This is a genomic window from Luteipulveratus halotolerans (assembly GCF_001247745.1).
GTDB lineage: Bacteria > Actinomycetota > Actinomycetes > Actinomycetales > Dermatophilaceae > Luteipulveratus > Luteipulveratus halotolerans.
This window is the reverse complement of record NZ_LAIR01000002.1, coordinates 1256628-1283525: the sequence shown is the minus strand read 5'-3', so window position 1 is coordinate 1283525 and position 26898 is coordinate 1256628. Positions and strand designations below refer to the sequence as shown.

Sequence of the window (26898 nt, the reverse complement as noted above, 5' to 3'; positions counted from 1 at the left end):
TCAGTCCTTCAGCTCGGACGCGTCGACCGCGTCCAGCAGGAACGCCGTCTCGAACGCCGCGTCACGCCACGCGTCGTACCGACCGCTCTGACCGCCGTGCCCCGCGACCATCTCGGTCTTGAGCAGCACCGGGCGCTGCGTCTGGTCGCTGGTGACGGTGCGGCGCAGGGCCTGCACCCACTTGGCGGGCTCGACGAAGAACACGCGCGTGTCGTTCATGCTTGTCGTCGCGAGCACGGCCGGGTAAGCGGTCGCGGCGATGTTCTCGTACGGGGAGTACGACTTCATGTACGCGTACACCTCGGGGTCCGCGAGGGGGTTGCCCCACTCCTCCCACTCCCCCACGGTCAACGGCAGCGACGGGTCGAGGATCGTCGTCAGGGCGTCGACGAACGGCACCGCGGCGTGGACGGCGCGGTAGAGGTCCGGAGCGAGGTTGATCACGGCACCGATCAGGAGACCGCCGGCCGAACCGCCTTCTGCGACAAGACGATTCGGGGCCACCCACCCGCTGCTGACCAGCTCACGTGAGCACGCGACGAAGTCGGTGAACGTGTTCTTCTTGCGCAACAGCTTGCCCTCGTCGTACCAGCGCCGGCCCATCTCGCCGCCGCCCCTGACGTGAGCGACTGCGTACACGACACCGCGGTCGAGCATCGACAGCCGCAGCGCCGAGAACGACGGATCGACCGGTACCTCGTACGAGCCGTAGCCGTAGACGAAGCCGGGGTTGCTGCCGTCGGGCTGCACGTCACGTCGACGAACCAGTGAGATCGGAACGCGTGTCCCGTCGTCCGCATCGGCCCAGATGCGCTCCTCGACGTACGCGCTCGCGTCGTAGCCCGGGACCTCACGCTCCTTCAGCACGGTCGACGCACCGGTGGCCGGGTTGTGGTCGATGACGCGCCGCGGGGTGAGGTAGGACTCGGCGATCACCTGCAGCGCCGAGGCGTCGTACGCCGGGTTCGACCCGACGGCGACCGATGCCAGGCCGGTGAGCGGAGCCACGTCGGCCGGCTCGCCGTACGCGCCGTCGGGACCTTTGGACAGGATCTGCACGAGAGGCAGGCCGTCGCGTCGCATCGTCACCGCGACGTGACCGGCGAACGCGTGGGCGGCGAGCACCCGCTCACCGTCGCCACCCGTCAGCAACGGCCGCCAGGACTCGCGCGCGAGGTCATCGACGGGCGCCCACGCGAGATCGAAGTCCGACCGAGAACCGTTGTGCACCAGCAGAGCTCGGTCGCCATCCATCTCGACGCCGTAGTCGAGTCCGGGCGTGCGCGGGTGCACCTCGCGCAGCTCGTCGGTCGGCGACCGCAGGTCCAGCAGCCACGCCTGGGTCGTCGTCCTGGACTCGGCGTGCACGACCAGCCACCGGTCGTCGCGCGACCCCTCGATCGAGAGCCAGAACTGCTCGTCGTCCTCCTGCAGCACGAGCACGTCGTCGGCCGCGTCCGTACCGACACGGTGCCGCCACACCTGGTAGGAGCGCCATGCCTCGTCGCGGCGCGTGTAGAACAGCAGGTCCCCGGCAGTCGACCACACCAGCCCGCCACCGGCACCGCGCACCGTGTCGTCGATGACCTCGCCGGTCGCGATGTCGCGGACCTGGACGTCGTAGCGCTCGTCGCCGCGCACGTCGTACGACAGCGCGAGCCGACTGCCGTCGACGCTGACCTCGAGATCGCCGAGCTCGTAGAACTCCTGTCCCTCCGCCTCGGCGTTGGCATCGAGCAGGACCTGCTCCCCGGCGATCTGCGCACCGTCCTCGGGCGCCGGACGGCCCACGCCTGCGGTGTACGGCGCGCGGCACTGGATCTCGTACTGCGAGCCCTCCTGGGTGCGGCTGTAGTACCACCACTCCCCCAGCCGGACGGGCACGCTCAGGTCGGTCTCGCGGATGCGTGACCGCAGCTCGGAGTAGATCCGCTCCGTGAGCGGCTGCAGGTGTGCAGTGCGCGCAGCGGTGTAGGCGTTCTCGGCCTCCAGGTGAGCGATCACCGCCGGGTCATCGCCGTCACGCAGCCACTCGTACGGGTCGACGAAGGTGTCGCCATGATGGGTGCGGCTGACGGGGATCTGCTGAGCCACCGGGGCGGGAACGTCATTCACCCGCCCGACGCTAGGCGGTGCTGCTTCGCCGGCACACACCGGCCGAGCCTCAGGCCGATGCGGACAGCAGCCGGAACCACAGCCCCACGTCGACGACCCCGTCCTCGACCATGCCGAGTCGCCGCTGCACGTCGCGCACCGTCATGTAGGTGCCGGTGCCGAACACACCGTCCATCTCCATCGGCTCGACGTCAGGCAGGTGGCTGAGCAGCCACTGGCAGGCCTGCACGCCGTGGCCCGTGCAGCCGATCGCCAACGTGTTGCGGGTGCACAGCAGGCGCCAGTCGTCCTGACCGATCGCGCCCGTGGCCGGACGCTCGTGGGTCCGCTGGAAGTCCAGGACCGCTGCTCGCGTACGGGGGCCGAGCACACCGTCGGCCTGCAGAGAAGGGTCGACCTCCCGCAGCATCAGCTGGGCGGTCGAGATGACCGGCAGCACGTGCGACAGGTCGGTGCTGCCCGGACCGACCGACGGGACCGCGGGCCCGGGCATGACCCGCTGCGCCTGAGCGGTCCGCAGGAGCCGCAGGTCGACGCGCACGTCCGCCGGCACCACCACCGGCCGCGACATGTCGACGAGACCGGACACGTCGTCGGCTCCCAGAACCGTTGCGCCCGAGGGCTTCCCAGCCTTCGCCCACCGGAAAGCGGTCGCCCCGCCGCTCGTCGGAGCGATCGATGTACGACCCACAGCGCTGGCACCTGCAACGACGACACTCATGACGACCCCTCATGCCGGGACACGAACGCCGGGTGCCGCCGGGCGCGGCTGGTGTCCCCGGTGGCGTCGGTCCTGCGGTCCGACGGCGTCGTACGGGGCGCGGTTCCGCACCTGCCTGCACCCGTCAGCTGAGGCAGGCCGGACCGAGCAACGCCTTGAGGTCGCCGAACAGCGCGGGCGAGGCGGTCACCCTGTGAGCATCGTCGAGCTTGACCGTCACCGAGCGCCCCGGCTGGGTCAGCTTGAGGTGCACCTCGGTGACTCCGGGGTGCTCGCCGAGGACGCCCTTGAGGCGCTCCGCGAGCCCGTTGGTCGCCCGGGCGAGCGGCATGGTCAGCAGGACCGGACCCCGAGGTCCTTCCTTCAGCTCGGGCAGGGTCAGCTCCATCGCGTTGAGGGCGACCTGCTCGTCGCGTCGGTTGACCCGACCCTTGACCACGCACACGACGTCCTGGCTGAGCATTGTCGAGACGGTCATGTAGGTCGAGGGGAAGAACAGGCACTCCACCGCGCCGTCGAGGTCCTCGACGTTGGCGATCGCCCACAGGTCGCCCTTCTTGGTGCGCTTGATCTGCAGACCCGTGATCAGACCCGCGATCGTCACCGTGGTGCCGTCCGGCGGACCCTCGTCACCCGACAGCCGCGCGATCGAGGTGTCGGCGTGCTGGGCGAGCACGTGCTCGATCCCGAACAACGGGTGATCGGAGACGTAGAGGCCGAGCATCTCGCGCTCGAACGCGAGCTTGGTCTGCTTGTCCCACTCGATGTCGGGGATCGGCGGCAGCGCCGCGAGCTGGATGCCCGGCTCGTCCCCGCCGAAGCCTCCGAAGAGGCTGTCCTGGCCTACGGCCTCGAACTTCTTCTCCTCGGCGAGCGAGTCGACGTACGGCTCATGGATGTGGACCAGGCCCTGGCGTGGATGCTGCAGGTCGTCGAAGGCACCAGCCTTGACCAGCGACTCGACGGTGCGCTTGTTGCACACGACCGCGGGAACCTTGCGCAGGAAGTCCTCGAAAGAGCTGAACCGACCCTTCTCCTCGCGCGCGGCGACGATGCCCTCGACGACGTTGCCGCCGACGTTGCGCACGGCCGCCATCCCGAAGCGGATGTCGGTGCCGACAGCTGCGAAGTCGGCCAGCGACTCGTTGACGTCGGGCGGCAGCACCTTGATGCCGAGCTTGCGGGCGTCGGCGAGGTAGATGCCCATCTTGTCCTTGGTGTCCTGCACCGAGGTGAGCAGCGCGGCGGTGTACTCGGCCGGGTAGTTGGCCTTGAGGTACGCCGTCCACACCGAGACCAGGCCGTAGCCCGCCGCGTGCGACTTGTTGAAGGCGTAGCCGGCGAACGGGAGCATGACGTCCCACAGGGCCTTGATCGCGCCTGCGGAGTAGCCGTTCTTCTGCATGCCGGCCTCGAAGTTGGCGAACTCCTTCTCCAGGATCTCGGCCTTCTTCTTGCCCATCGCTCGACGCAGCAGGTCTGCACCACCGAGCGTGTAGCCCGCGAGCTCGCGGGCGATCGCCATGATCTGCTCCTGGTAGACCAGCAGGTGGTAGGTCTCGCCGAGGATCGGGTCGAGGGCGTCCTTCAGCTCGGGGTGGATCGGTGTGATCGGCTGGCGACCGTTCTTGCGCTCGGCGTAGTTGATGTGCGCGTTGGCGCCCATCGGTCCGGGGCGGTAGAGCGCGAGCACAGCGGTGATGTCCTCGAAGCCGGTGGGCTTCATCAGCCGCAGCAGGTTGCGCATGGCGCCGCCGTCGAGCTGGAACACCCCGAGCGTGTCACCGCGGCCGAGCAGCTCGTACGTCGCCGGGTCGTCGAGCGGGATCGTCTCGGTGCTGAGCTTCTCGCCACGGTTGCCCTCGATCAGCTGGATCGCGTGGTCGATGATGCCCAGGTTGCGCAGACCCAGGAAGTCCATCTTGACCAGGCCCATCTCCTCGCACTGCGGGTAGGAGAAGCCCGTGATGATCGTGCCGTCCTTGTCACGGCGGTGCATCGGGATGAGGTCGAGCAGCGGCGTCGAGGACAGGATGACCGCCGCAGCGTGCACGCCGGTGCCGCGGATCAGCCCCTCCAGCCCGCGTCCGGTGTCGATGACCTGCTTGACCTCGGGGTCGGCGTCGTACAGCGCTCGGATGTCGGCGCCCTCGCCGTAGCGCGGGTGCTCGGGGTTGAACAGCTCCTTGAGCGGGACACCCTTGCCCATGACGTCGGCCGGCATCGTCTTGCTGATCTTGTCGCCGACGGAGAACGGCTTGCCGAGGATGCGGCTGGCGTCCTTGACCGCAGCCTTGGCCTTGATGGTGCCGAACGTGTTGACCTGCGCGGTGTACTCGGCGCCGTACTTCTCAGTGACGTAGCGGACCATCTGGTCGCGCTTGCGGTCGTCGAAGTCGAGGTCGACATCGGGAGGGCTGATGCGCTCGGGGTTGAGGAACCGCTCGAACAGCAGGCCGTGCTCGAGCGGGTTGAGCTCGATGATGCGCGTCAGGTAGGCGACGAGTGAACCCGCTGCCGAACCACGGCCCGGGCCCACGGGGATGCCGTTGTCGCGCGCGTACTTGCAGATGTCGGAGACCACGAGGAAGTAGGAGGAGAAGCCCATCGGCTCGATGACGGCCATCTCGGTCTCGATACGCTCGTGGACCCCCTCGGGCACGTCGTCGCCGAAGCGCTCCTGGATGCCCTCGGCGATCCGCTCACGCAGGAACTCACCCTGCGTCTGCCCCTCCGGAACGTCGGGGAACTGGGGCATCCGGTCGACGTGGGCGAACACCTCGTCGTACGGCTCGACCATCTCGGCGACCCGGAGCGTGTTGTCGCACGCCTGCGGCAGCTCGCGGAACAGCTCGCGCATCTCGTCGGCGGACTTGAGGTAGTAGCCCGAGCCGTTGAACTTGAACCGGTTGGGGTCGTCCTTGTTCTTGCCGACGCCCACGCACAGGAGGTTGTCGTGCGTGTCGGCGTCCGCCTCGGTGACGTAGTGGCTGTCGTTGGTCGCCAGCAGCGGGATCCGCAACTCGCGCGCGATCTTGACCAGGTCGTGGCGCACGTTGCGCTCGATGTCGAGCCCGTGGTCCATGAGCTCGAGGAAGTAGTTGTCCTTGCCGAAGATGTCCTGGTACGCCGCAGCCGCAGCCAGCGCCTCGTCGTACTGCCCGAGGCGCAGCCGCGTCTGGACCTCACCTGACGGGCAGCCGGTCGTGGCGATGATGCCCTCGGAGTACTGGGCGATGATCTCGCGGTCCATGCGGGGCTTCATGTAGTAGCCCTCGAACGAGGCCAGTGAGGAAAGGCGGAACAGGTTGCGCAGACCCGCGGTGTTCTGGGCCCACATCGTCATGTGGGTGTAGCGCCCGCCACCGGAGACGTCCTTGCCGCCCTCACCGTCAGCGTCGACCGCCCGCTGGCCACCCGGAGCCCAGAACTCCTGCTTGCGCGAGTGCCGCGTGCTCGGCGCGACGTAGGCCTCGATGCCGATGATCGGCTTGACCGCGGTGTCCTTGGCCAGGTGGAAGAACTCGTACGCGCCGAACATGTTGCCGTGGTCGGACATCGCGATGGCGGGCATCTGCAGCCGCTCCGCCTCGGCGATCAGCGGCTTGTTCTTGGCCGCCCCGTCCAGCATGGAGTACTCGGTGTGCACGTGGAGGTGCACGAAGCTGTCACTGCTGCGGGAGGGGGCCTGGTCGCTCATCGCGAGCGAGTCTACGTCCGTCCACCGACATCGCTCGACGGCACGCTGCGATGGGACGGATGTGACGAATGTGCGTGTGCGAGAACCCCGTTCAGAGGTCGCGGATCCGGTCGAGCGCGCGCTGCAGGTCGTCCGGGTAGTCGCTGGTGTAGGTGACCCACTCACCGCTGCCGGGATGCTCGAAGGACAGCTCGACCGCGTGCAGCCACTGGCGGTCGAGACCGAGCTTCTTGGCCAGTGTCGGGTCCGCGCCGTACAACGGGTCGCCGACACACGGGTGATGCAGCGCCGAGAAGTGCACCCGGATCTGGTGCGTGCGACCGGTCTCGAGGTGGATGGTCAGCAGCGATGCCGACCGGAAGGCCTCGAGGACCTCGTAGTGCGTGACGCTCGCCCGCCCGGACTTCATGACTGCGAACTTGTAGTCGTGACCCGGATGCCGCCCGATCGGTGCCTCGATCATGCCAACCACCGGGTCGGGCAGGCCCTGGACGAGAGCGTGATACGTCTTGTCGACGGTCCGGTCGCGGAAGGCCTGCTTGAGCACGGTGTAGGCGCGCTCGCTCTTGGCCACCACCATCAGGCCGCTCGTGCCGACGTCCAGCCGCTGCACGATGCCCTGCCGCTCGGCCGCACCCGAGGTCGAGATCCGGTAACCGGCGGCGGCCAGGCCGCTCACGACGTCCGGGCCGTCCCAGCCCACGCTGGGGTGGGCTGCGACACCCAGCGGCTTGTCGACGACCACGATCTCGCTGTCGTCGTGCACGATCCGCATCCCGGGTACCTCGGCCGGGCGGACCTGCGCCTCGCGCGGTCCGACGCGCTCGGGCATCTGCACCTCGAGCCACTGGCCCGCGTGCACCCGGTCGGACTTGCCTGCAGGCTTGTGGTCGAGCGTGATCGCACCGTCAGCGGCGATCTCGGCGGCCCGCGTCCGGGAGAACCCGAGCAGCCGAGCGACCGCGGCGTCCACGCGCTCGCCCTCGAGCCCGTCGGGCACGGGCAGCGCCTTGACCTCGCTCACAGGCGTGTCGACCCGGAGCTCGAGCCGTCCGTCGAGGACTCGGCCGAGTCCGCGTCGTCGGCGCTGTGCGATGCCGGGACGTCGTCGGCGCCATCATGCTCCGCAGTGTCTTCGGCGGCGTCTTCGGCGGCGTCGGCGTCCGTCTCGTCCTCGACCCGTGTGCCGTCGACCCCGATACCGACGAACGCCAGGATGCAGATGAGGACGGCCGCCGACACGATGCAGATGTCGGCGACGTTGAAGATCGGCCAGTTGGGCAGCTCGAGGAAGTCGACGACGTGGCCCCTGCCACCACCGGGCGCACGGAAGAAGCGGTCGGTGAGATTGCCGAGCGCACCACCGATCAGCAGTCCGAGGGCGCACGCCCAGGCACGGCTGCGCAGCCGGCGGGCGATGTAGATGGTCGCGACGATGACGCAGCAGGCGACAGCGGTGAGCACCCACGTCGCGTTGGTCGCGATCGAGAACGCCGCACCCGAGTTGGACGTACGTCGCAGGCGCAGCAGGCTCCCGATGAAGTCCTGGGGTACGCCGACCTCGAGAGCACTCACCGCCCACGCCTTGGTCACCTGGTCCAGGCCGTAGCCCACCAGGGCCACACCCGCCAGCAGCGCGATCTTGCCGCGCGCGAGACCTCGGACCTCGGTCGCGTCAGCGTCAGCATCGTGCTCAGGGGTCGCTGCGGAGTCGGGGGTGCTCACGATGTCCTCACTCGGGTCGGCGTCACCGCGAACGCCCACTCCGGACGGCTGGGTGCTCAGTGACGCTCCTGCTGCTGCTTGCACGACAAGCACAGGGTCGCACGCGGAAACGCCTGCAACCGCATCTTGCCGATGGCGTTGCCGCAGTTCTCGCACGCCCCATAGGTGCCGTCATCGATCGCCCGCAGCGCGCGCTGGGACTGCACCAGCATCTCGCGAGAGTTCTGGGCCACGCTGAACTCGTGCTCACGCTCGAACGTCTTGGTGCCGGCGTCGGCCTCGTCGTCACCGGCGCCGTCGCCGCTGTCCTGCATGAGCCCCATGATCTCGAGCTCGATGTCGGAGACCTCCGAGATGAGCCGCTCGATGTCCTCGCCGAGCTGGGTGCGGACCTCCTCCAGCTCCGGGGCCGTCCACGGGTCCTCGTCTCCACGGACCTTCAGGACCGGGGCGGCGTCCTTGGCCGCCTTCTTGGCCACGGGCTTGACGGCCTTCTTGCGCGTCTCGCGCTGGGGCTTGGTCGTCACACTGTCCTCGCTGGTCGTCGGTGAAGGGCGGGAGGTCGAACGGGTCTTCGAGGATGCCGACTTCTGGGCCGCGCGCTTCGTGGCAGCGGTCTTCTTGGCGGCGGTCTTCTTGGTCGTGGACTTCTTGGCGGCCGGCGCCGTGGCAGACGTGGCAGCCTTCGTGGACGACGCGGCCTTCTTCTTCGTCGTGGGCTCCGGCGCGGACGCCTTCTTCGCCGACTTCTTCGCGGCCGTCTTCGTCGCCGCCGACGAGCCGGCGGACTTCTTGGCGGCCGTCTTCTTCGCCGTCGCGGCCTTGGCCGTGGAGGAGCCGGCGCCGTCGGAGGCGGGGCCTCGTCGTACGGCCTTCTTGAGCGCTCTGGTCACTCGCCCGCCGAGGCCAGAGCTCTCGTCGGTCGCCTGTCCCTTCTTCACAGCCATCGAATCCTCTCGGGATGTCGCGGCCGCTCTGCCCCCGGTTGCTCAGGCGTGAGCGGATGTACCGGCAGAGGATAAATGACGGCCGGGCCCCGAACAACGGCACCCTGCACGTGTTGGCTGTTTCTTGACACCACGTTGACGTACGCACGGACGCCGTCGGCGCCCCTCCACCCAACGGGAGAGAGGCGCCGACGGGCTGATCTCACGCCTTGGTGCTGGCGTTCTTGCCGTCCATCGGAGCGTGGTCCAGCTGCTTGAGCTGACCCTCGATGTAGCCCTTGAGCTTGGTGCGGTAGTCACGCTCGAACGTGCGCAGCTGCTCGATGTCCGAGGTGAGGCGATCGCGCTCGGTGTTGAGCTGACCGAGGATCGTCGACTTCTTGGACTCGGCCTCGCCGACCAGCGTGTTGGAGCGGTCCGTCGCGTCCTTGATCAGAGTGTCGTGCTTGTTCTGACCGGTGCTCACGAGCTCGTCGTGACGCGTCTGACCGGTGCGGATCAGCTCGTCGTACTTGGCCTGGCCCTGCTTGAGCAGCTCGTCGCGCTTGCTCGTGGCCTCACCGACGACCTTGTCGCGGTGCTGCTCACCTTCGCTGATGAGCCGCGAGCGGGTGCTCTGGCCCTCCGACACGTGCTCGTCGTGCAGGCGCTGTGCCAGGGCGATGACGCCTGCCGCGTCGCTGTCGCCTCCGGCCTGCGGTGCACTCGCAGCGGCAAAGCTCGACGCAGCGGGCTGCCGGGCCTGCTGGGCGGCCGACGTGGCCTGGTCGGCGCGCTGGCGTGCGTCACGCTCGGCGGACTCGGCCTTCTCGATCTCGGCCCGCAGCGCAGCGAGACGATCCTGGGCCTGCTTGGCCTGGGCCTCGATCTGCGCCTGCGCGTCCTTGGCGGCGCGAGCCGACTCCTCGGCGCGCGCCGTCTCCGCCTTGACCGCTGCGAGGCGGTCCTGGGCTGCGGAGAGCTCGCCGGCGACCTTCTCGGAGTCTCGGTCTCGCCCGCCGCCGACCGGTGTCAGACCGGGAACGGCAGAAGCGCCCGACGCGGAGGCGCCGGCCTGGTCACGACCCGACACACCCTTGGAACGACGGACCTCTTCGAGCTGTCCGGTGAGCTCCTCGTTCTCAGCGTTCAGGCGACGCAGCTCAACGACGATCTCGTCGAGGAAGTCGTCCACCTGGATCTCGTCGTAACCACTACGACCGAAACCCTTGGGCTTCGTGAACTCCTTCTTGACTACGTCTTCAGGCGTCAACGCCATCTGTGCTCACCTCAGTAACCACGGTGTGGTCGCACGACACGCGAGCATGCGCGAGCGCGCGACCTGCCGACCTAACGAATGTCTGTCGACCTCACCTTAGAAGACTGAGCAGCAAAGAGACAGCCAGGATCAGGACGAGGAAGGCGAGGTCCAGGCGCACCTGCCCCAGACGAAGGGGCGGAATGACCCGCCGGAGCGCGCGCAGCGGAGGGTCGGTGATGGAGTAGACGGCCTCTGCGAGCACCAGGATCGGGCCCCTCGGGCGCCAGTCGCGGGCGAGCACCTGGATCCAGTCCAGGATGAGGCGCGCGAACAGCACGATGAGGAACAGGTACAGCAGGAGCGCGAGCACAGCGCGCACGGCGGTCATGAGGGAAAGTCTCCTGGACGCAGGTCAGGCAGATGACCGCGGGGCAGGTCGGGCGCTGGTCAGGACTGGTTGAACAGGCCCCGCGGGGCCTTGGCCGCCTCAGCGCCGGACGTCGCGACCTCGATCGAGGAGGGCGACAGCAGGAACACCTTGCTCGTCACGCGCTCGATCGACCCGTGCAGACCGAAGACCAGACCAGCGGCGAAGTCGACCAGACGCTTGGCGTCGTTGTCGTCCATGTCGCTGAGGTTCATGATCACCGGCACTCCGTCGCGGAAGCTCTCACCGATGTTCTTGGCCTCGTTGTAGGTCCGCGGGTGAATGGTTGTGATGCGACTCAAGGACGCCACCTCCGGGTCGTGCAGGTCACGCACGGCACGCGGAGCGGTGCCACGCTGGTGCAGCGGGGTGACCTCGGCGGACCGCTCGACGACGGGCTCGCGCTCGTACGCGGGCTCCTCGTCGTAGTAGTCGGCCTGGTCGTCGTCGTAGTAGTAGTCGTCACGTCGGCCCTGCTGGTCCGGGTGAGCCGGGTCGACCTCGGCCAGACCGAGGTACTCCATCGTCTTGCGCAGCGCGCCAGCCATGTCCCGCTCCTTGGATTCGTGCTGTCCCGGACCATCAGCGCGGCCCTGAACGTGTTCGGTCGTCCGCGCTCGACGCTACCGAAGGGCCGGGCGGGAACCGAGGATTGCGCTTCCGACACGCAGGTGTGTCGCGCCCGCGGCCACAGCAGCCTCCAGGTCGGCGCTCATCCCGGCCGAGACCCAGGTCGCCTCAGGGTGGTCTGCACGCAGCGACGCCGACAGCTGCATCAGACGCTCGAAGGCGTCACGCGCCTCGGCCCCGAGAGGCGCGACGGTCATCAGCCCCTTCAGCCGCAGTCGCGAGCACTCGGCCACCGCGTCGGCGAGCGCCGGCAGGTCGGCGGGCCGCACTCCCCCACGGGCGTCGTCGTCACCGCCGAGGTCGACCTGGATCGTCACCTCGAGCGTGCGGTCGTGGCGCTCGGCGCCCCGGTCGAGAGCGCGCGCGACCTTGACGCGGTCGACCGACTGGACCACGTCGGCGTACGCCGCCACGGCCGCGGCCTTGTTGCTCTGCAGCTGTCCGATGAAGTGAGTACGCAGGTCGTCACGCACTGCTGGGGGCAGCTCCTGGACCTTGGCCGAGGCCTCCTGGTGCTTGTTCTCACCGATGTCGCGCACGCCGAGCGCGTGCAGTCGCTGGACGTCGCCCGCTGGGAAGTACTTCGTCACGACGACGAGCGTGACCTCCTCTGGGTCGCGGCCCGCCGCGGCAGATGCGGTGGCGATGCGCTGCTCGACTGTCTGCAGGCGTCGGCCGAGCTCGTCTCGACGCGGGTCGTGAGTCGCGTCGGACGTCACGTGTCACGCCTCAGGACGACGACCCCTGCGCTTCGACCGGTGCGCTGGTCGCGGCGGTAGGAGTACAGGTCAGCGGACTCGCGAGTGCAGCCCGGGACCCAGGTGACCTCGACGCCCTCGCGCGACAGCTGGTCGACCACCCCTGCCGCGACATCGATCGCCGGCCTGCCCTGCCAGGTGACGGTCGCCGACACCGGGCTCGCAGCAGCAGCGGCAGCCCGCATCTCGGTGGGGACCTCGTAGCAACGACCGCACACCGATGGCCCGACCGCGGCAGAGATCGAGGTGGCGCCCAGCTCACGCATCTTCGCGACCGTCGCCGGCACGACACCGGCGGTCATCCCTGGCCGTCCCGCGTGCACCGCCGCCGCGACTCCGGCCACGGGATCGGCGAGCAGCACCGGCGTGCAGTCCGCGACGAGCACGACCAGGCCGAGATCGGGCTCGGTCGTCACCACGGCGTCGTAGGGCTGTGCCTGCTCCGAGCGCGGTCCGTTGACGACCTCGACGTCTGCGCCGTGCACCTGGTTCATGAACACCAGCCGGTCGCGCTCCAGACCCAGCGCACCGGCCAGCAGGCGGCGGTTGCGCTCGACATCCTCAGCACGGTCGCCGACGTGGGCGCCGAGGTTGAGCCCCGTGAAGGGTGCGGCGCTCACACCACCCGCGGCATCGGTGAAGCAGCGTTCGACGCGTGCGCCGGCGGACTCGACCCGGTCCTGCCAGGCGATCATGCGCTCACTTCAGGAAGTCGGGGACGTCCAGGTCGTCCTTGTCGTCGAACGTCACCTCACGCGGAGGGCGAGCGACCTGACCCTGCTGGACCTGTCCCGGCTGCACCTTCTGCGGGGCGGTCGTGTCGTCGTGGCCCTCGGCCGGGGCCTGCGTCGATGCACCGCTCTGAGGGGCACCCTGCGCCGGAAGCTGCTGCGCCGGGACCGCCTGGACGGGCGGCTGCTGAGGCGCGGACGCCTGCTGCTCGCCGGATGCCTGCTGGGCAGGGACCTGGCGCACGGGCTCGGCGGGACGCACCGTCGACGCGGGTGCCTGCTGCGCGGGCGCGGGCGCCGAGCCCTGGCGCGCCGAGCTGCCCTGGATCTGTCCCAGGGCGCGGTCGTCACTGCGCTTCTGCGGGGACCCGCCGTCGAACCCGGCCGCGATGACCGTGACGCGCACCTCGTCGCCGAGGGCGTCGTCGATCACCGCACCGAAGATGATGTTGGCCTCGGGGTGGGCGGCCTCCTGCACCAGTCGCGCCGCCTCGTTGATCTCGAACAGACCGAGGTCGGACCCACCCTGCACCGACAGCAGTACGCCGTGCGCGCCGTCGATGCTGGCCTCGAGCAGAGGCGAGGAGATGGCCAGCTCAGCGGCCTGCACCGCCCGATCCTCACCCCTGGCCGATCCGATGCCCATCAACGCTGAACCGGCGCCCTGCATGACCGACTTCACGTCGGCGAAGTCGAGGTTGATCAGACCCGGTGTGGTGATGAGGTCGGTGATGCCCTGAACACCGGACAGCAGCACCTGATCGGCACTGCGGAAGGCGTCCATCATGCTGACGTTCTTGTCGCTGATCGACAGGAGCCGGTCGTTGGGGATGACGATCAGGGTGTCGACTTCCTCGCGGAGCGCGTTGATGCCGAGCTCGGCCTGGTTGGCGCGACGGCGACCCTCGAAGGTGAACGGTCGCGTGACCACACCGATCGTCAGAGCGCCGATGCCCTTGGCGATCTTGGCGACGACGGGCGCTCCACCCGTGCCGGTGCCGCCACCCTCACCTGCCGTGACGAACACCATGTCGGCGCCCTTGAGGACCTCTTCGATCTCCTCGGCGTGATCCTCGGCGGCCTTCTTGCCGACCTCGGGATCGGCACCGGCGCCGAGACCGCGCGTCAGCTCACGGCCGACGTCGAGCTTGACGTCGGCGTCGCTCATCAGCAGCGCCTGGGCGTCGGTGTTGATCGCGATGAACTCGACACCCTTCAGGCCCACCTCAATCATCCGGTTGATGGCGTTCACGCCACCGCCGCCGATGCCGACGACCTTGATGACGGCCAGGTAGTTCTGGGGAGTTGCCACGAGTGAGGGCCTTTCGCAAAGCGGTGGTGTAACGAGGTTTGACCTCTGGTCGAGCCACATGTCACCTACGCGGCTCGTGCGCCGATCATGACGCGTCCCGACGCGCTCCCGTGGGTGCGACACGCGATGCACGAACGTGTGGGCGGATTTCGGCATGCTACGCGACGATCCGGGCGGGACACGAGTCTCAACCTCACCTCGAACCTGACGGGCCGACAGCCTTCGGGACCTGCGGCGACGCCCCCGCGCGCACACGCGAGGGGCGTCCCGACCACGGGTTGCACACCATCAGGACAGAACAGGACGGCCGGGTGTGCTGATGTCCAGCCGGGTCGCCTTCTGCCCTGCCGCAACAGGCTGCATGGCGCGAAGAGTCCTCGCCTTGGCGGCCGACGCAGAGCCGTCGCCCCACAGCACCTGCAGGGCTCCCATCCGGAAGGTCACCCAGCCGCCTCGGTCGGCCTGCAGAGCGGTGACCTGGGCGCGTTGGCCCCCGTCAAGCGCGCCGAGCACCGCCGCCAAGGACCGCAGCTGCGCCGGCGACGTGGCTCCTGTCCCGACGGGTACGACGGGAAGGCCGCCCACGGACCCGGCCGGCGCGTACGCCCTGCCGTCGCGGTCGACGAGCCGACGAGATCCGTCCTGCCCTGTGATCACGAGGACCGGCGTACGGGGTACCACGCGGACGACGAGCGTCGAGGGGAACCCGCGCTCGACCTCGACACCGGCGACCGGACCGAGCCCTGCCACAGCACGGCGCACCTTGGCCACGTCGACGCGGGCCAGCGGCTCTCCGAGCGTCGACCGCGCTTCCTGGCGCACCTGCTGGGTCAGCGCCCCCTGGCTCCCCTCGACCCTGATCGTCCGAACGCTGAGCAGCGAGCTGAACCACACGAGCCACGCGAGCGCGGCGACCAGGACGAGGCACAGGCACACGAGCAGCCGCCTCCGACGCGACGAGGCTCGCAGCCCAGCCGCCCGGTCGGCGAACTTCGCGTGCGGCACGCTCACGACGTGGCGCGGTCCGACAGTCGCTCGAGGATGCGCGGACCGAGCGCGGTGACGTCACCGGCTCCGACCGTGAGCAGCAGGTCACCCGCCGAGACCGCGTCCACGGCCGCGGCGACTGCCGCCTCATGGTCCTGGGCGAACACCGCCCCTGGGACCTGATCGGACACCAGACGCCCGGAGACGCCCGCCACTGGCTGCTCCCGAGCGCCGTAGACGTCCATGACGACGGCCTGATCAGCAAGACGCAGTGCTGCCGCCAGCCCGTCGGCGGCTTGCGCGGTGCGGGAGTACAGGTGGGGCTGGAAGAGCACGACGAGGCGGCCGTTCTCACGCAGCGCCAGCCCTGTGCGTACGACGGCCTCGAGCTTGCCGGGGTTGTGGGCGTAGTCGTCGACCACCCGCACGCCCCCGGCCTCACCGCGCGGCTCGAACCGCCTGGACGTCCCGGCGAAGTGCGCCAGACCGTCGACCGCCTGCTGGGGGGTGAGGCCGAGCCCGGCGGTCAGGGCCAGGGCGACCCCAGCGGCGTTCAGCAGGTTGTGGGCGCCGGGAACCTTCAACCTCAACGGCAGGGTTGAGCCTCCGGGGAAGGTCAGCGTCGCGGACCAGTCGAACCCGCTTCCCCGTTCGTCGGTCAGGCGCAGGTCGGCATCAGCGCTGCGGCCGTACGTCACGGCCCGGCCACCTCGGGTGCGGTGCTCGGCCGCGAGAGCCGCGCTGCCGTCGTCGTCAGCGCACGCCACGAGCAGACCGCCGTCACCGACCGTGCCGGCGAACTCGGCATACGCCGCGTGCAGCCGCTCGGAGGTGCCGTAGAAGTCGAGGTGGTCGTCACGGACGTTGGTGACGATGGCGACCTGTGGGTGGTAGACCACGAACGAGCCGTCGCTCTCGTCGGCCTCGACGACGAATCCGTCTCCGGCACCGGGTGCCGCGTTGACCCCGATCCCGGCGATGTCCGCCCCGATGGCGAAGGACGGGTCGGCTCCCGCGTGACGCAGCGCGACCACGGCCATCCCGCTGGTCGTCGTCTTGCCGTTGGCGCCCGCGACCGCGAGGCCGGTGCGGTCCCCCATCAGCATCGCCAGCGCCTGCGACCGGTGCAGCACCGGCAGACCGCGACGGCGTACCTCGATCAGCTCGGGGTTGTCCTCACGGATGGCGGAGGAGATCACCACCACGGCGTCGTCGCCGACGTCGGCGAGGTTGGCCGGGTCATAACCGACCGCGATCCGCGCCCCCGCTGCGCGCAGTGACGCCAGGACGGGTACGTCGTTGTTGTCGGAGCCGCTGAGGGGAACGTCCCGCGCGAGCAGCAGCCGGGCGATGCCGGACATCCCCGAACCGCCGATGGCGATCATGTGGACCGCCGCGACGTCGGCGATCGCCGGCAGCGGTGCGGCGAAGTCGAACCGCTCGTTGACGCCGTCGGCCATCAGCGGGCCGCCCCGGCCGCGACGGCCTCCTCGATGAGGTCGACCAGCTGCTCGTCGGCGTCACGGTGACCATGCCGCGCAGCAGCGGTCGCGAGCTGCTGCAGGCGTTGGCGGTCCTTGACCAGCGCGGGTACGTGCTCGGCGACCCACTCAGGGGTGAAGTCGTCGTTGTCGACGAGCACCGCTCCCCCGTCGTCGACGACCGCCTTGGCGTTGAGGCGCTGCTCACCGTTGCCGACGGGAAGCGGGACGAAGACCGCGGGCAGCCCCACCGTGGTCGTCTCGAACACCATGTTGCCGCCGGAGCGCGTGACGACCAGGTCGGCCGCGGCGTACGCGAGGTCCATGCGGTCGGCGTACTCGAGGACGACGTACGGCGCCTGACCCGGCTCTCCCGGACCCGGGTCGAAGCCCTTGCCACGGCCCGTGACGTGCAGTACCTGGACACCCTCGCGACGCAGGAGGTCGACGTTGGCCTGGAACGAGTCGTTGATGCGCTGGGCGCCGAGCGAGCCACCGGTCACCAGCACCGTCGGCAGCCCGTCCTGGAGTCCGAGCTCGCGCAGCGCCTCGGGGCGCACGGCCGCACGGTCCAGGCGCGTGATCTGACGTCGCAACGGCATGCCGATCAGCCGGGCCTGCGGCAGCGGCGTGATCTCGAACGTCTTGGCGACGTGGTCGGTGTAGCGGATGCCGAGCTTGGTCGCCATCCCCGTGATCGCGTTGCCCTCGTGGACGACGATCGGGATGCGGCCCTTGGCGGCGAGGTAGGCCGGCGGGCAGACGAAACCGCCGAACCCGACGACCACCTGCGGCTCGACCTCGTCGAAGATCCGCCGCGTCTGGCGGACGGCTCGCGGCAGTGCGACCGGGAACTTCAGCGCGTCGAGGTCGGGTCGACGAGGAAAGGCCACCTTCGGGATCACGCGCAGGTCGTAGCCGCGCTCGGGCACGAGCCGCTCCTCGAGGCCGCCGCGGCTGCCGAGAACGGTGATGCGGACGCCGGGGTGACGCTCACGAAGCGCGTCGGCCGTGGCGAGCAGGGGCGAGACGTGCCCTGCTGTCCCTCCACCAGCGAGTACGACGGAGGACAGGACGGTCACGAATTCTCCTTGCGAGTGGGCAGTACGGCGAGCGATCGGCGGATGAGGCCGGGACGGGCAGCGAGAGCGGCACGGCAAGCAGGGTCGTGCCGCGCGAACGAGACCAGCATGCCGAGCGCGAGCATGGTCGTCACCATCGCCGACCCACCTGCGGACACCAGGGGCAGGGGTACGCCGATGATCGGGAGCAGGCCGGTGACCGACCCGATGTTGATCATCGCCTGGCTGACGATCCAGACCATGATGCCTGCGGTCGCGAGGCGCACGAAGAAGTCGTTGCTGGTGATGACGATGCGGTACGCGGCGAACGCCAGCGCGGCGTACAGGCCGAGGACGACCAGGGTGCCGGGGAGCCCGAGCTCCTCGCCGATGATGGCGAAGATGAAGTCGTTGTGCGCCTCGGGCAGCCAGTCCCACTTCTCGCGGCTCTCACCGATGCCGAGACCCCACCAACCACCGTCGGCGAGGGCGTACATGCCGTGGACCTTCTGATAGCACTCCGCCCTGGTCTGGTCGGCGCAGGTGCCGAGCCAGGCGTCGATGCGACCCATGCGGTTCTGGTTGGTGAGGACGAGCACCAGGACGCCCAGGGCGGCGACGACGGCCGGGATCACGAAGACGCGCACGCGCAGCCCGGCGACGAACAGCACGCCCGCACCGATCAGCAGCAGCACGAGCACGGTGCCGAGGTCATGGCCGAGGAGCACCAGCGCCACCATCGCCAGCGCCATGGGGACGAACGGGACCAGGGCATGGCCCATGTGAGCGAGCAGCGTGCGCTTGCGGGTCAGGACGACGGCTCCGACGAGGAGCAGTGCGAGCTTGCCGAGCTCGGACGGCTGCATGCTGAAGCCGCCGAAGGCGAGCCAGTTGCGGTTGCCGTTGACGACCTTGCCGAGCGGGCTGAACACCGCGAGCTGCAGCACCATGGCCACGGCGAACAGGGGCAGGGCGATGCGCTTCCACCACACGACGGAGATCCGGCTGGCGACGGTGGCGGCGACGAGCCCGAGCGCGGCGTACATCGCCTGGGTCTTGAAGACGGTGTACGACGACCCGCTCTCCTGGTAGGAGGTCACGCTCGATGCAGAGAGCACCATCACCAGTCCGAACGCCACCAGCAGCGTGCTGGCGCCCAGGATGATGTAGTACGCGGCGACCGGGGACTCCAGTCGCGCCCGCAGACCTTCGACGGACCACGGGCTGCTGACGGGTCCGGGCCGGTCGGTCGTGCTCGATGCGCTCACGTGCTGCTGCCGGCCGCACCCTCGGCGAGCCTGCGCACCGCGGCGGCGAACGCGTCACCACGGGCCTCGTAGCTGGGGAACATGTCCTTGGACGCCGCCGCGGGTGCGAGCAGCACCACGTCGCCGGGCTGAGCCAGCGCGTGTGCCTCGCGCAGCACGTCGTCCATGACTTCAGTGTCGGTGCTCGCGAGCTGTCGCACCGGCACATCCGGCGCGTGTCGGGCGAGCGCATCTGCGATCTGTTGCTGGTCGACACCGATGAGCACGGCGCCCCGTAGGCGAGGCGCGACCTCGCGGACGAGGTCGTCGACGTCGGCTCCCTTGAGCTGCCCGCCTCCGACCCACACGACGTGGTCGTACGCCGTCAGCGAGGCGCGCGCGGCCGGCGGGTTGGTCGCCTTGGAGTCGTCGACGTAGCGGACGTCGTCGAACGTGGCGACGGCCTGTACACGGTGCGGCTGCGGGTGGTAGGCGCGCAACCCGTCTCGGACCGCTGCCGGCGCGACGCCGAACGACCGGGCGAGGGCCGCGGCGGCGAGCGCATCGGCGACGTAGTGGGGCGCCGGCGCCGCGCCGTCGACCGCCAGGTCGGAGACCTCGCACAGCTCGGCCGCCGAGGTCTGCCGCTGCTCGACGAACGCACGGTCGGCCAGCACGTCCTCGACGACGCCGACCATCGAGCGCGCCGGCAGCCCGAGAGTGAAGCCGACCGCCCGACACCCCTCGACCACGTCGGCGTCCCGGACGAGCTGCTCGGTCTGGGGGTCCTGCACGTTGTAGACGCACGCGACCTGGGCGTGCTCGTAGATGCGGCCCTTCATCCGGCGGTACTCGTCGTAGGAGCCGTGCCAGTCGACGTGGTCGGGGGCGACGTTGAGGCACACGGCGGAGTGCGCGGAGATGCTGCGCGACCAGTGCAGCTGGAACGTCGACAGCTCGACCGCGAGCACGTCGTACGGCTCGGGGTGCAGGACGGCCTCGAGGATCGGCAGACCGACGTTGCCGGCAGCGGTGGCACGCAGCCCGGCCGTCTGCAGGATCGACTCGAGCATGGTGACGCAGGTCGTCTTGCCGTTGGTGCCGGTGACGGTGAGCCACGGCGCGGCGCCCTCACGAGAACGCATCCGCCACGCCAGCTCGACCTCGCCCCAGACAGGGATCCCGGCGTCGGCGCACGCGACGAGCAGCGGGTTGGTGGGTGGCACACCGGGCGAGGTCACGACCAGGTCGGTGTTGACGGGCGCAGCGTCCGCGAGCGGTTCGCCGGCGACGACGCGTGCCCCGAGCACCTCGAGGATGCGTGCGCGGTCAGCGATCGCGTCGTTGGTGTCGGGGCTGACCACGCTGACCACGGCGCCGCGCTCGAGCAGCGCGTCCGCAGCGGCGAAGCCGGAGACGCCGAGCCCCACGACCAGCACGCGCAGCCCGGACCAGTCGGCGTCACGGTGGGTCAGGTCGCGCACGCCGCCGAACGGCTCGTACGACGGGTCGAGCGGTGCGCTCATGCCCGGACCCCCGCACGCGTCGGAACGAGGACGCAGCTCATGCTCCGACGACCCACTCGGCGTAGAACAGGCCGAGGCCGAGCGCGACGCACAGTCCGCAGATGATCCAGAACCGGATGACGACCGTGATCTCGTTCCAGCCGAGCATCTCGAAGTGGTGGTGGATGGGCGCGATCCGGAACACGCGTTTGCCGCGTGTCTTGAACGAGCCGACCTGGATGATCACCGAGAGCGTCTCGAGGACGAACAGACCGCCGAGGATGACCACGAGCAGCTCGGTGCGGGTCGTGATCGCGAGGCCGGCGAGCGCACCGCCGAGGGCGAGCGAACCGGTGTCGCCCATGAAGATCTTGGCGGGGCTGGCGTTCCACCACAGGAAGCCGAAGCAGGCACCGGTGACGCACGCGGCCACGAGCGCGAGGTCGTACGGGTCGCGCACCTCGTAGCAGCCGCGGCTCGGTGCGCGGGTGCAGCTCTGGTTGTACTGCCAGATCGAGATCAGCACGTAGGCGCCGAACACCATCACGCTCGCACCGGTGGCGAGTCCGTCGAGGCCGTCGGTGAGATTCACGCCGTTGCTGGTGCCGGCGATCATCAGGTTGGCCCAGATCACGAACAGGATCAGGCCGACCACCGTGCCGCCGAACGCCAGGTTGAACCAGGTGTCGCGCACGAACGAGATGTGCGTGCTCGCCGGCGCGACGCCCTTGCGCTCGAACTGCAGCGCGAGCACCGCGAAGATCACCGCGACCACGGTCTGCCCGATGAGCTTCTCGTGCGAGCGCAGGCCGAGGGAGCGCTGCTTGGAGATCTTGATGTAGTCGTCGGCGAAGCCCACACCGCCGAGCGCGGTCATCAGGAACATCACGAGCAGACCGCTGGCGGTGAACGGGGTCCACGTGAGCAGGTGCGCACCGGCGTACGCGAGCACGGAGGCGCCGATGATGACGGCACCGCCCATGGTGGGCGTGCCGCGCTTGGTGTGGTGGCTCGTCGGGCCGTCGTCACGGACGAACTGGCCGTACCGCTTCCGGATGAGGAAGCGGATGAATGCTGGGGTGCCCAGCAGTGATGCTGCCAATGAGATGATGGCAGCGATCAGGACAGCCCTCACCGTGCGCCCTCCGTGTGTGTCGACTCGACGTCCGCGACTACGCGATCCCCCAGGAACCTTAGGCCCGAGTCCCTGCTGGACTTCAGCAGGATCACGTCTCCGCTGCGTCTGTCGCTGCGAAGCAGGTCATAGGCGGCGTCGACGTCGGGCACCGAGACGGTCGCCGCGTCGGTGGCGCCGGCTGCTCGGGCCCCGGTGACGATGCCCTGGGCGTCGGGGCCGACCACGACGAGCCGGTCGATGCCGCACTCGACGGCCAGGGCTCCGACGGCCTGGTGCTCGGCCTCGGCGTCGTCGCCGAGCTCACGCATCGTGCCGAGGACGGCGACCGTACGACGGCCCCCCGCGCCCATCCGCGCGAGGGCGCGCAGCGCGGCCGCCATCGAGTCGGGGTTGGCGTTGTAGGCGTCGTTGACCAGGGTCGCGCCGTCGGGCAGGTCGTGCATCTCCATGCGCCACCGGCTCGCCGCCTCGGCTGTCGACAGCGCTGCGCCGATGTCCGCGAGGGATACGCCGAGGTGCCTCGCGGCAGCGACCACCGACAGGGCGTTGCCGATGTGGTGCTCCCCCAGCAGGCGCAGCCGGACCTCTGCCCGACCGTCCGGGGTGACGACCACGAAGCTCGCTCGACCCAGGTCGTCGACCTGCACGTCCGTGGCACGGACGTCAGCGTCCGCCGACCTGCCGACCGTGACGACCGGGGCGAGGGTCTTGTCGCGCATCGCGAGCACGGTGGGGTCGTCGGCGTTGAGGACCGCGAGCCCGTCGGGCGCGAGGGCCTGCACCATCTCCGACTTGGTCCGGGCGATGGCCTCGACCGAGCCGAACTCGCCCAGGTGGGCGCGGCCGACGTTGAGCACGACGCCGATCTGCGGCGGCGCGATGCGGGTGAGGTAGGCGATGTGCCCCTCGCCGTCGGCGCCCATCTCTGCGACCAGGAAGCGGGTGGTCGGCGTGACCCGGCAGACGGTGAGTGGGACACCGACCTCGGAGTTGTAGGAGCCGACCGGAGCGACGGTCTCGGCGACCGGACGCAGCACGGCCGCGAGCAGGTCCTTGGTCGAGGTCTTGCCGGAGCTGCCCGTGATGCCGATGACGGTGAGGTCGGGGCTGCGGTCGACCACGCCGCGTGCCAGTGCCGCGAACGCCTCCTGCACATCGGCGACCACGACAGTCGGGCCGTCGTCGACGACACGGGTCCCGAGGACGGCGACCGCACCTGCAGCCCGTGCGCCGGGGACGAAGTCGTGCCCGTCGGCGTGCTCGCCCACCCGGGCGACGTACAGCGACCCTGGCCCGCACTCGCGCGAGTCGGTGACCACTGCCCCCTCGACCAGGACGTCGTGTCCGTGCTGCTCTCCGCCGGTGATGGCGACGATCTCACTCAGTCTCAGCGGGATCACTTCTGCTCCGTCGCGGGTGGGGTCTGGTTCAACGGGTACGGCTGGGGGGTGTTGCCCGACGGCGGGACCTTACGCTGCTGCAGCCCGAAGGACATGATCTTGCTGAACACCGGACCGGACACCGGACCACCGTAGGTGCCGGCGAGTGGACGCTGGATGGTGACCGCCACGACGAGCTCCGGCTTCTCAGCGGGTGCGAACCCGATGAACGACGCGGTCGTGCCGCTGTACTTCTTCAGCGTCGAGTCGTACCGCTCGGCCGTGCTGGTCTTGCCCGCCACGGTGTAGCCCGGCACCTGCGCCTGGTGGGCCGTGCCCTCCTCGCTGACGACCGACTGCATCATCCGGGTGAGCTGGTTGGCGGTCGACGTGGACACGACCCGCTGCGGCTTGCGGTCGTCCTCGGGCTCGGTGAACCCGCCGTGGCCGTCACCGACCTTGTCGACCATCCGCACCGGCATGCGTACGCCACCGTTGGCGATCGTCTGGAAGACCGCCGCCTGCTGGATGGCTGTACCGGCCAGGCCCTGGCCGAACATGACGGTGTAGCGCTGGTCGCCCTTCCAGTCCTGCGGCTTGGCGAGGATGCCGCGCGACTCCCCCGGAAAGCCGACACCCGTGCGGGAGCCGAGCCCGAACTTGGTCATGTACGCGTGCAGCTGGGCGGCGGGCATCTTCTCGCCCGCGAGGATGGTGCCCATGTTGGAGGAGTGCGCGAGCACTCCGGCCAGCGTCATGCGCTCGGTGCCGTGGTTCTCGGAGTCGTGGAACGGGCGACCGGCGCGCCTCAGCGTCGGCGGCACCGTGACCGGCGTGGTGGGTGTGGCGTAGCCTTGGTCGATGAGGGCGGCCATCGTGATGACCTTGCTCGTCGAACCCGGCTCGTAGACCTCGTCGAACGGCCGCAGACGCAGATAGCTCGGGGCGCTGCCCATGTCGTTGGGGTCGAAGCTCGGGTAGGACGCCGCAGCGAGGACGTTGCCCGTCTTGGCCTCCATGACCACGACGTCTCCGGACAGACCCTTGGTCTCCTTGACCCGCTGCGCCAAGGCGTTCTGGGCGTACCACTGCAGGTCGTTGTCGATGGTCAGGCGGACGTCCTTGCCGGGCTTGGCAGGCGTGTCGGAGTTGTCGCCCGTGGCGATGATCTGGCCGCTCGGGTCACGCTCGTAGATGTGCGTCCCGGGCGTGCCGACGAGGTTCTTCTCCTGCAACGCCTCGACGCCGCCGCCGGGCTTGCCGTTGGTGCCGACCCAGCCGACGAGCGGTCCGAGGCTGGTGCCCTGAGGGTACTCCCGTCGTACGACCCGCTCGCTCGAGACCCCGGGGACATCGAGCTCCTGGACCGCGCGCCACTGCGTGGGCGACACGTCCTTGGCGAGGTAGGTGAAGCGAGAGCCCTTCTTGTGCGCCTTCTGCAGGGTCGCCAGCAGATCGCTGGACTTCAGCCCGAGCAGCGGGGCGATCTTGGCCGCCGCACCCTGCAGGCCGAGCTCGACCTTCTTGCCGTTCTCGCGAGTGAAGTACTGCGCGATCGCCACAGCATCGCCCGCGACGTTGCGGCGGTCGACGCTGTCAGCGAGGACCACCCCGTCGCGGTCGGTGATCGTGCCGCGCTGTGCCGGGATCGCCACGCGCTTGGTGCGGCTGCCGAGCGCCTGCTGCGAGACGCTCGCGGAGTCCACGCCCTGGATGCGGACGAGCTGGACGGCGAACATGCTGAACACGAAGAGCATCGCGACGATGAGGACGCGTGCCCGGCGACGCGGGTGGCCGACACCGAGGCCGACCGGTCGACGCGGCGGACGCGGCGGCTGCCGGGGCGGTGCCTTACGAGCGGGCCGGGGTCGCTGTGGGCGCTCGGCGGCTGCGGCCTTCGTGGTCGGCTGACGACGAGGGGCCGCAGGTGCGGACCGTCCGCGAGGTGTGGGCCGGTCCCGCCGGACGGGTCGAGCCTGGGTAGGTCCACCCGGTCGGCGGGACTGGCTCACGTGCTCACCTCGTGCTGGTCGGTCGCGCTGACTGACTCTGCGGCTTCTTGGCTCCGGTCGTCGGCTTCGGCGACTTCTGCTTCGGGGTGACCTTCGTGGGCGTGGGCTGCGCCTTCGGGCCACCGGACTTCTTCTGGGCGGTCTGGGGTGTCGGCTTCGCCGTGGCGTTCGGCGTCGCCGGCGTGGGCGGTGTCGGCTTGGCCACCACGATGCTCCGGTCGGCTGCTGATGCGGCCTGGCCGGCCACCGTGCTGGCCGGGGTGTTCGGCAGTGTGCCCACCGTAAAGGTGCTGGCTCCGGTCGCGTTCTTCGCCACGCCGAGCACCTTGTGGTCGGAGGTCCGGACGTAGGCGACCTCGCCGGCGGGAACCATGCCCATCTCCTGTGCCTTCAACGCCAGCTGTTGCGGCGCCTGGACGTTGGCGAGGTCGGTGCGCAGCTGCTCCTCGTTGTCCGAGAGACGGTCGGAGGTCTGCTGCAGGCTGCCGAGCGCGAACGACTGCTCGGCACGAGCGGTGTTCAGCAGCAGCACGGCGAGCAGGCCGACCGTCATCAGCAGTGCGCACAGCACGCCGAACCCGGTGTTGCTGCGGCGCACCTCCTCGCCGGTGATGACGCGCAGGCGGGCGGGACGTGACACGCCGGCGGCGCGGCCCGGGCGGTGGATCGGTAGACGCGCGGCCCGCTGCGTGGTCACCGGAGCGGTGAGCTGGCTCATGACCTGGTTCCCTTCGTCGGTCGGGTTCGTTCGGCGGCGCGCAGGCGGGCTGATGCAGCGCGCGGGTTGGTCTGGGTCTCCTGCTCGGACGGCTCCTCGCCGCCGCGGGTGAGCAGTCCCAGGTAGGGCTGGTGCTCGGGCAGCTCGACCGGGAGCCCGGGCGGAGCGGTGCTGCGTGCGCCGGCCGTGAGGGCTCGCTTGGTGATGCGGTCCTCGAGAGAGTGGTAGGACAGGACGGCGATCCGACCACCGACGGCGAGAGCGTCGATCGCGGCCGGCAACGCCGTACGCCACGCGTCCAGCTCGCGGTTGACCTCGATGCGCAGAGCCTGGAAGGTCCGCTTGCCCGGGTGTCCCCCGGTGCGCTGCGACGCAGCCGGGATCGCGGCACGCAGCAGCTCGACCAGGCGCTCCGAGCGGTCGAACGGTGCCTTCTCGCGCTCCCGCACGACGGCCGCGGCGATCCGACGGGCGAAGCGCTCCTCGCCGTAGTCGCGCAGGATCCGCTCGAGCTCGGCCGCGTCGTAGGTGTTGAGGACGTCCGCAGCCGTCGGGCCGTCGGTCTGGTCCATGCGCATGTCCAGCGGCGCGTCGTGCCGGTAGGCGAACCCGCGCTCGGCCTCGTCCAGCTGGAGGGAGGAGACCCCCAGGTCGAACAGCACGGCGTCGACCTGCGCGATGCCCCGGTCGGCGAGCACCTCGGGCAGCTCGTCGTACACCGCCCGCGCCGGGACGAACCGGTCGCCGTACGAGGCGAGTCGCTCGCCGGCCAGCCGCAGGGCGTCGGTATCGCGGTCGACGCCGATCACGGTGGCCTGCGGGCACGCCTGCAGGAGCGCCTCGGTGTGACCGCCCATGCCGAGCGTGCCGTCGACGGCGACCGCACCCTCGTGGTCGAGCGCCGGCGCCAGGAGCTCGACGATGCGGTCGCGCAGGACGGGTACGTGCCGGTCGGCGGCGGATCCGGTGGTGGACATCGTGGGCTCCTTTCTCATGGGTCAGGTGGTTCGGGGTGGGCCGGCTGCCAGGTCCCCCACCGCGTCCTCGTCGTGGGTGCTGCGGCG

General features: G+C 69.9%; 23 protein-coding genes. 1 reads left to right on the top strand and 22 read right to left on the bottom strand.

Annotated elements, in window-relative coordinates:
* From VV01_RS06635 to VV01_RS24315, 6 genes are all read right to left on the bottom strand, one after another.
* Positions 1 to 2115 carry a S9 family peptidase gene (locus tag VV01_RS06635; protein ID WP_050669206.1) on the bottom strand — a complete coding sequence of 705 codons (2115 nt, stop codon included), beginning with the start codon at positions 2113 to 2115 and terminating at the stop codon, positions 1 to 3.
* A gap of 49 nt (positions 2116 to 2164) precedes the next feature.
* Positions 2165 to 2704, bottom strand: a complete 540-nt coding sequence (locus VV01_RS06630) for a peptidoglycan-binding domain-containing protein (protein WP_050669205.1) — start codon at positions 2702 to 2704, stop codon at positions 2165 to 2167.
* A 256-nt stretch (positions 2705 to 2960) separates the two neighbouring features.
* Positions 2961 to 6536, bottom strand: coding sequence for a DNA polymerase III subunit alpha (gene dnaE, locus VV01_RS06625; protein WP_050669204.1), 3576 nt, complete (start codon positions 6534 to 6536; stop codon positions 2961 to 2963).
* A 91-nt stretch (positions 6537 to 6627) separates the two neighbouring features.
* Entirely contained in the window at positions 6628 to 7560 is a 933-nt protein-coding gene (locus VV01_RS06620; protein WP_050669203.1) for an RluA family pseudouridine synthase, read from the bottom strand.
* Positions 7557 to 8261, bottom strand: coding sequence for a signal peptidase II (gene lspA / locus VV01_RS06615; protein WP_231635173.1), 705 nt, complete (start codon positions 8259 to 8261; stop codon positions 7557 to 7559). Before lspA ends, VV01_RS06620 begins: the two co-directional genes overlap by 4 nt.
* Positions 8262 to 8317: 56 nt before the next feature.
* Entirely contained in the window at positions 8318 to 8788 is a 471-nt protein-coding gene (locus VV01_RS24315) for a TraR/DksA family transcriptional regulator (RefSeq protein WP_050669202.1), read from the bottom strand.
* Here VV01_RS24315 and VV01_RS24310 point away from each other — a divergent pair.
* Entirely contained in the window at positions 8778 to 9260 is a 483-nt protein-coding gene (locus VV01_RS24310; RefSeq protein ID WP_050669201.1) for a hypothetical protein, read from the top strand. The two genes, VV01_RS24315 and VV01_RS24310, sit on opposite strands and share 11 nt — an antisense overlap.
* 150 nt (positions 9261 to 9410) lie before the next feature.
* On the opposite strand, the gene VV01_RS06600 is transcribed toward VV01_RS24310, so the two are convergent.
* From VV01_RS06600 to rsmH, 16 genes are all read right to left on the bottom strand, one after another.
* Positions 9411 to 10466: a DivIVA domain-containing protein gene (locus VV01_RS06600; RefSeq protein ID WP_050669200.1), complete on the bottom strand. Its 1056-nt coding sequence runs from the start codon at positions 10464 to 10466 to the stop codon at positions 9411 to 9413.
* A gap of 91 nt (positions 10467 to 10557) precedes the next feature.
* Positions 10558 to 10836: a YggT family protein gene (locus tag VV01_RS06595; protein WP_050669199.1), complete on the bottom strand. Its 279-nt coding sequence runs from the start codon at positions 10834 to 10836 to the stop codon at positions 10558 to 10560.
* 59 nt (positions 10837 to 10895) lie between these two features.
* Positions 10896 to 11423, bottom strand: coding sequence for a cell division protein SepF (locus VV01_RS06590; protein WP_050669198.1), 528 nt, complete (start codon positions 11421 to 11423; stop codon positions 10896 to 10898).
* A gap of 75 nt (positions 11424 to 11498) precedes the next feature.
* Complete coding sequence (locus tag VV01_RS06585) at positions 11499 to 12224, bottom strand: YggS family pyridoxal phosphate-dependent enzyme (RefSeq protein WP_050669197.1); 726 nt, start codon at positions 12222 to 12224, stop codon at positions 11499 to 11501.
* Positions 12221 to 12958: a peptidoglycan editing factor PgeF gene (gene pgeF, locus VV01_RS06580; RefSeq protein ID WP_050669196.1), complete on the bottom strand. Its 738-nt coding sequence runs from the start codon at positions 12956 to 12958 to the stop codon at positions 12221 to 12223. Before pgeF ends, VV01_RS06585 begins: the two co-directional genes overlap by 4 nt.
* A gap of 4 nt (positions 12959 to 12962) precedes the next feature.
* Positions 12963 to 14306 (bottom strand): cell division protein FtsZ, encoded by a 1344-nt coding sequence (gene ftsZ / locus VV01_RS06575; protein WP_050669195.1) that lies wholly within the window; start codon positions 14304 to 14306, stop codon positions 12963 to 12965.
* Between the two features lie 288 nt (positions 14307 to 14594).
* Positions 14595 to 15311: a cell division protein FtsQ/DivIB gene (locus VV01_RS06570; RefSeq protein ID WP_050669194.1), complete on the bottom strand. Its 717-nt coding sequence runs from the start codon at positions 15309 to 15311 to the stop codon at positions 14595 to 14597.
* 2 nt (positions 15312 to 15313) lie between these two features.
* The gene (murC, locus tag VV01_RS06565) at positions 15314 to 16753 is read right to left on the bottom strand and encodes a UDP-N-acetylmuramate--L-alanine ligase (RefSeq protein WP_050669193.1); all 1440 of its coding nucleotides are present in this window, start codon (positions 16751 to 16753) and stop codon (positions 15314 to 15316) included.
* Complete coding sequence (locus tag VV01_RS06560; protein ID WP_050669192.1) at positions 16753 to 17856, bottom strand: UDP-N-acetylglucosamine--N-acetylmuramyl-(pentapeptide) pyrophosphoryl-undecaprenol N-acetylglucosamine transferase; 1104 nt, start codon at positions 17854 to 17856, stop codon at positions 16753 to 16755. The genes murC and VV01_RS06560 overlap by 1 nt, the downstream gene beginning before the upstream one ends.
* Entirely contained in the window at positions 17853 to 19103 is a 1251-nt protein-coding gene (ftsW, locus tag VV01_RS06555) for a putative lipid II flippase FtsW (protein WP_050669191.1), read from the bottom strand. The genes VV01_RS06560 and ftsW overlap by 4 nt, the downstream gene beginning before the upstream one ends.
* Positions 19100 to 20608 carry a UDP-N-acetylmuramoyl-L-alanine--D-glutamate ligase gene (gene murD / locus VV01_RS06550; protein WP_050669190.1) on the bottom strand — a complete coding sequence of 503 codons (1509 nt, stop codon included), beginning with the start codon at positions 20606 to 20608 and terminating at the stop codon, positions 19100 to 19102. The genes ftsW and murD overlap by 4 nt, the downstream gene beginning before the upstream one ends.
* A 37-nt stretch (positions 20609 to 20645) precedes the next feature.
* Complete coding sequence (mraY, locus tag VV01_RS06545) at positions 20646 to 21722, bottom strand: phospho-N-acetylmuramoyl-pentapeptide-transferase (protein ID WP_050669189.1); 1077 nt, start codon at positions 21720 to 21722, stop codon at positions 20646 to 20648.
* The gene (locus VV01_RS06540) at positions 21719 to 23125 is read right to left on the bottom strand and encodes a UDP-N-acetylmuramoyl-tripeptide--D-alanyl-D-alanine ligase (protein WP_050669188.1); all 1407 of its coding nucleotides are present in this window, start codon (positions 23123 to 23125) and stop codon (positions 21719 to 21721) included. The genes mraY and VV01_RS06540 overlap by 4 nt, the downstream gene beginning before the upstream one ends.
* A complete protein-coding gene (locus VV01_RS06535; RefSeq protein WP_050669187.1) occupies positions 23122 to 24861 on the bottom strand; it encodes a peptidoglycan D,D-transpeptidase FtsI family protein in 1740 nt (579 codons plus the stop codon). Before VV01_RS06535 ends, VV01_RS06540 begins: the two co-directional genes overlap by 4 nt.
* A 259-nt stretch (positions 24862 to 25120) precedes the next feature.
* Positions 25121 to 25834 (bottom strand): hypothetical protein, encoded by a 714-nt coding sequence (locus tag VV01_RS06525; protein WP_050669185.1) that lies wholly within the window; start codon positions 25832 to 25834, stop codon positions 25121 to 25123.
* Entirely contained in the window at positions 25831 to 26811 is a 981-nt protein-coding gene (gene rsmH, locus VV01_RS06520) for a 16S rRNA (cytosine(1402)-N(4))-methyltransferase RsmH (RefSeq protein WP_082220851.1), read from the bottom strand. Before rsmH ends, VV01_RS06525 begins: the two co-directional genes overlap by 4 nt.
* Positions 26812 to 26898: the final 87 nt, after the last annotated feature.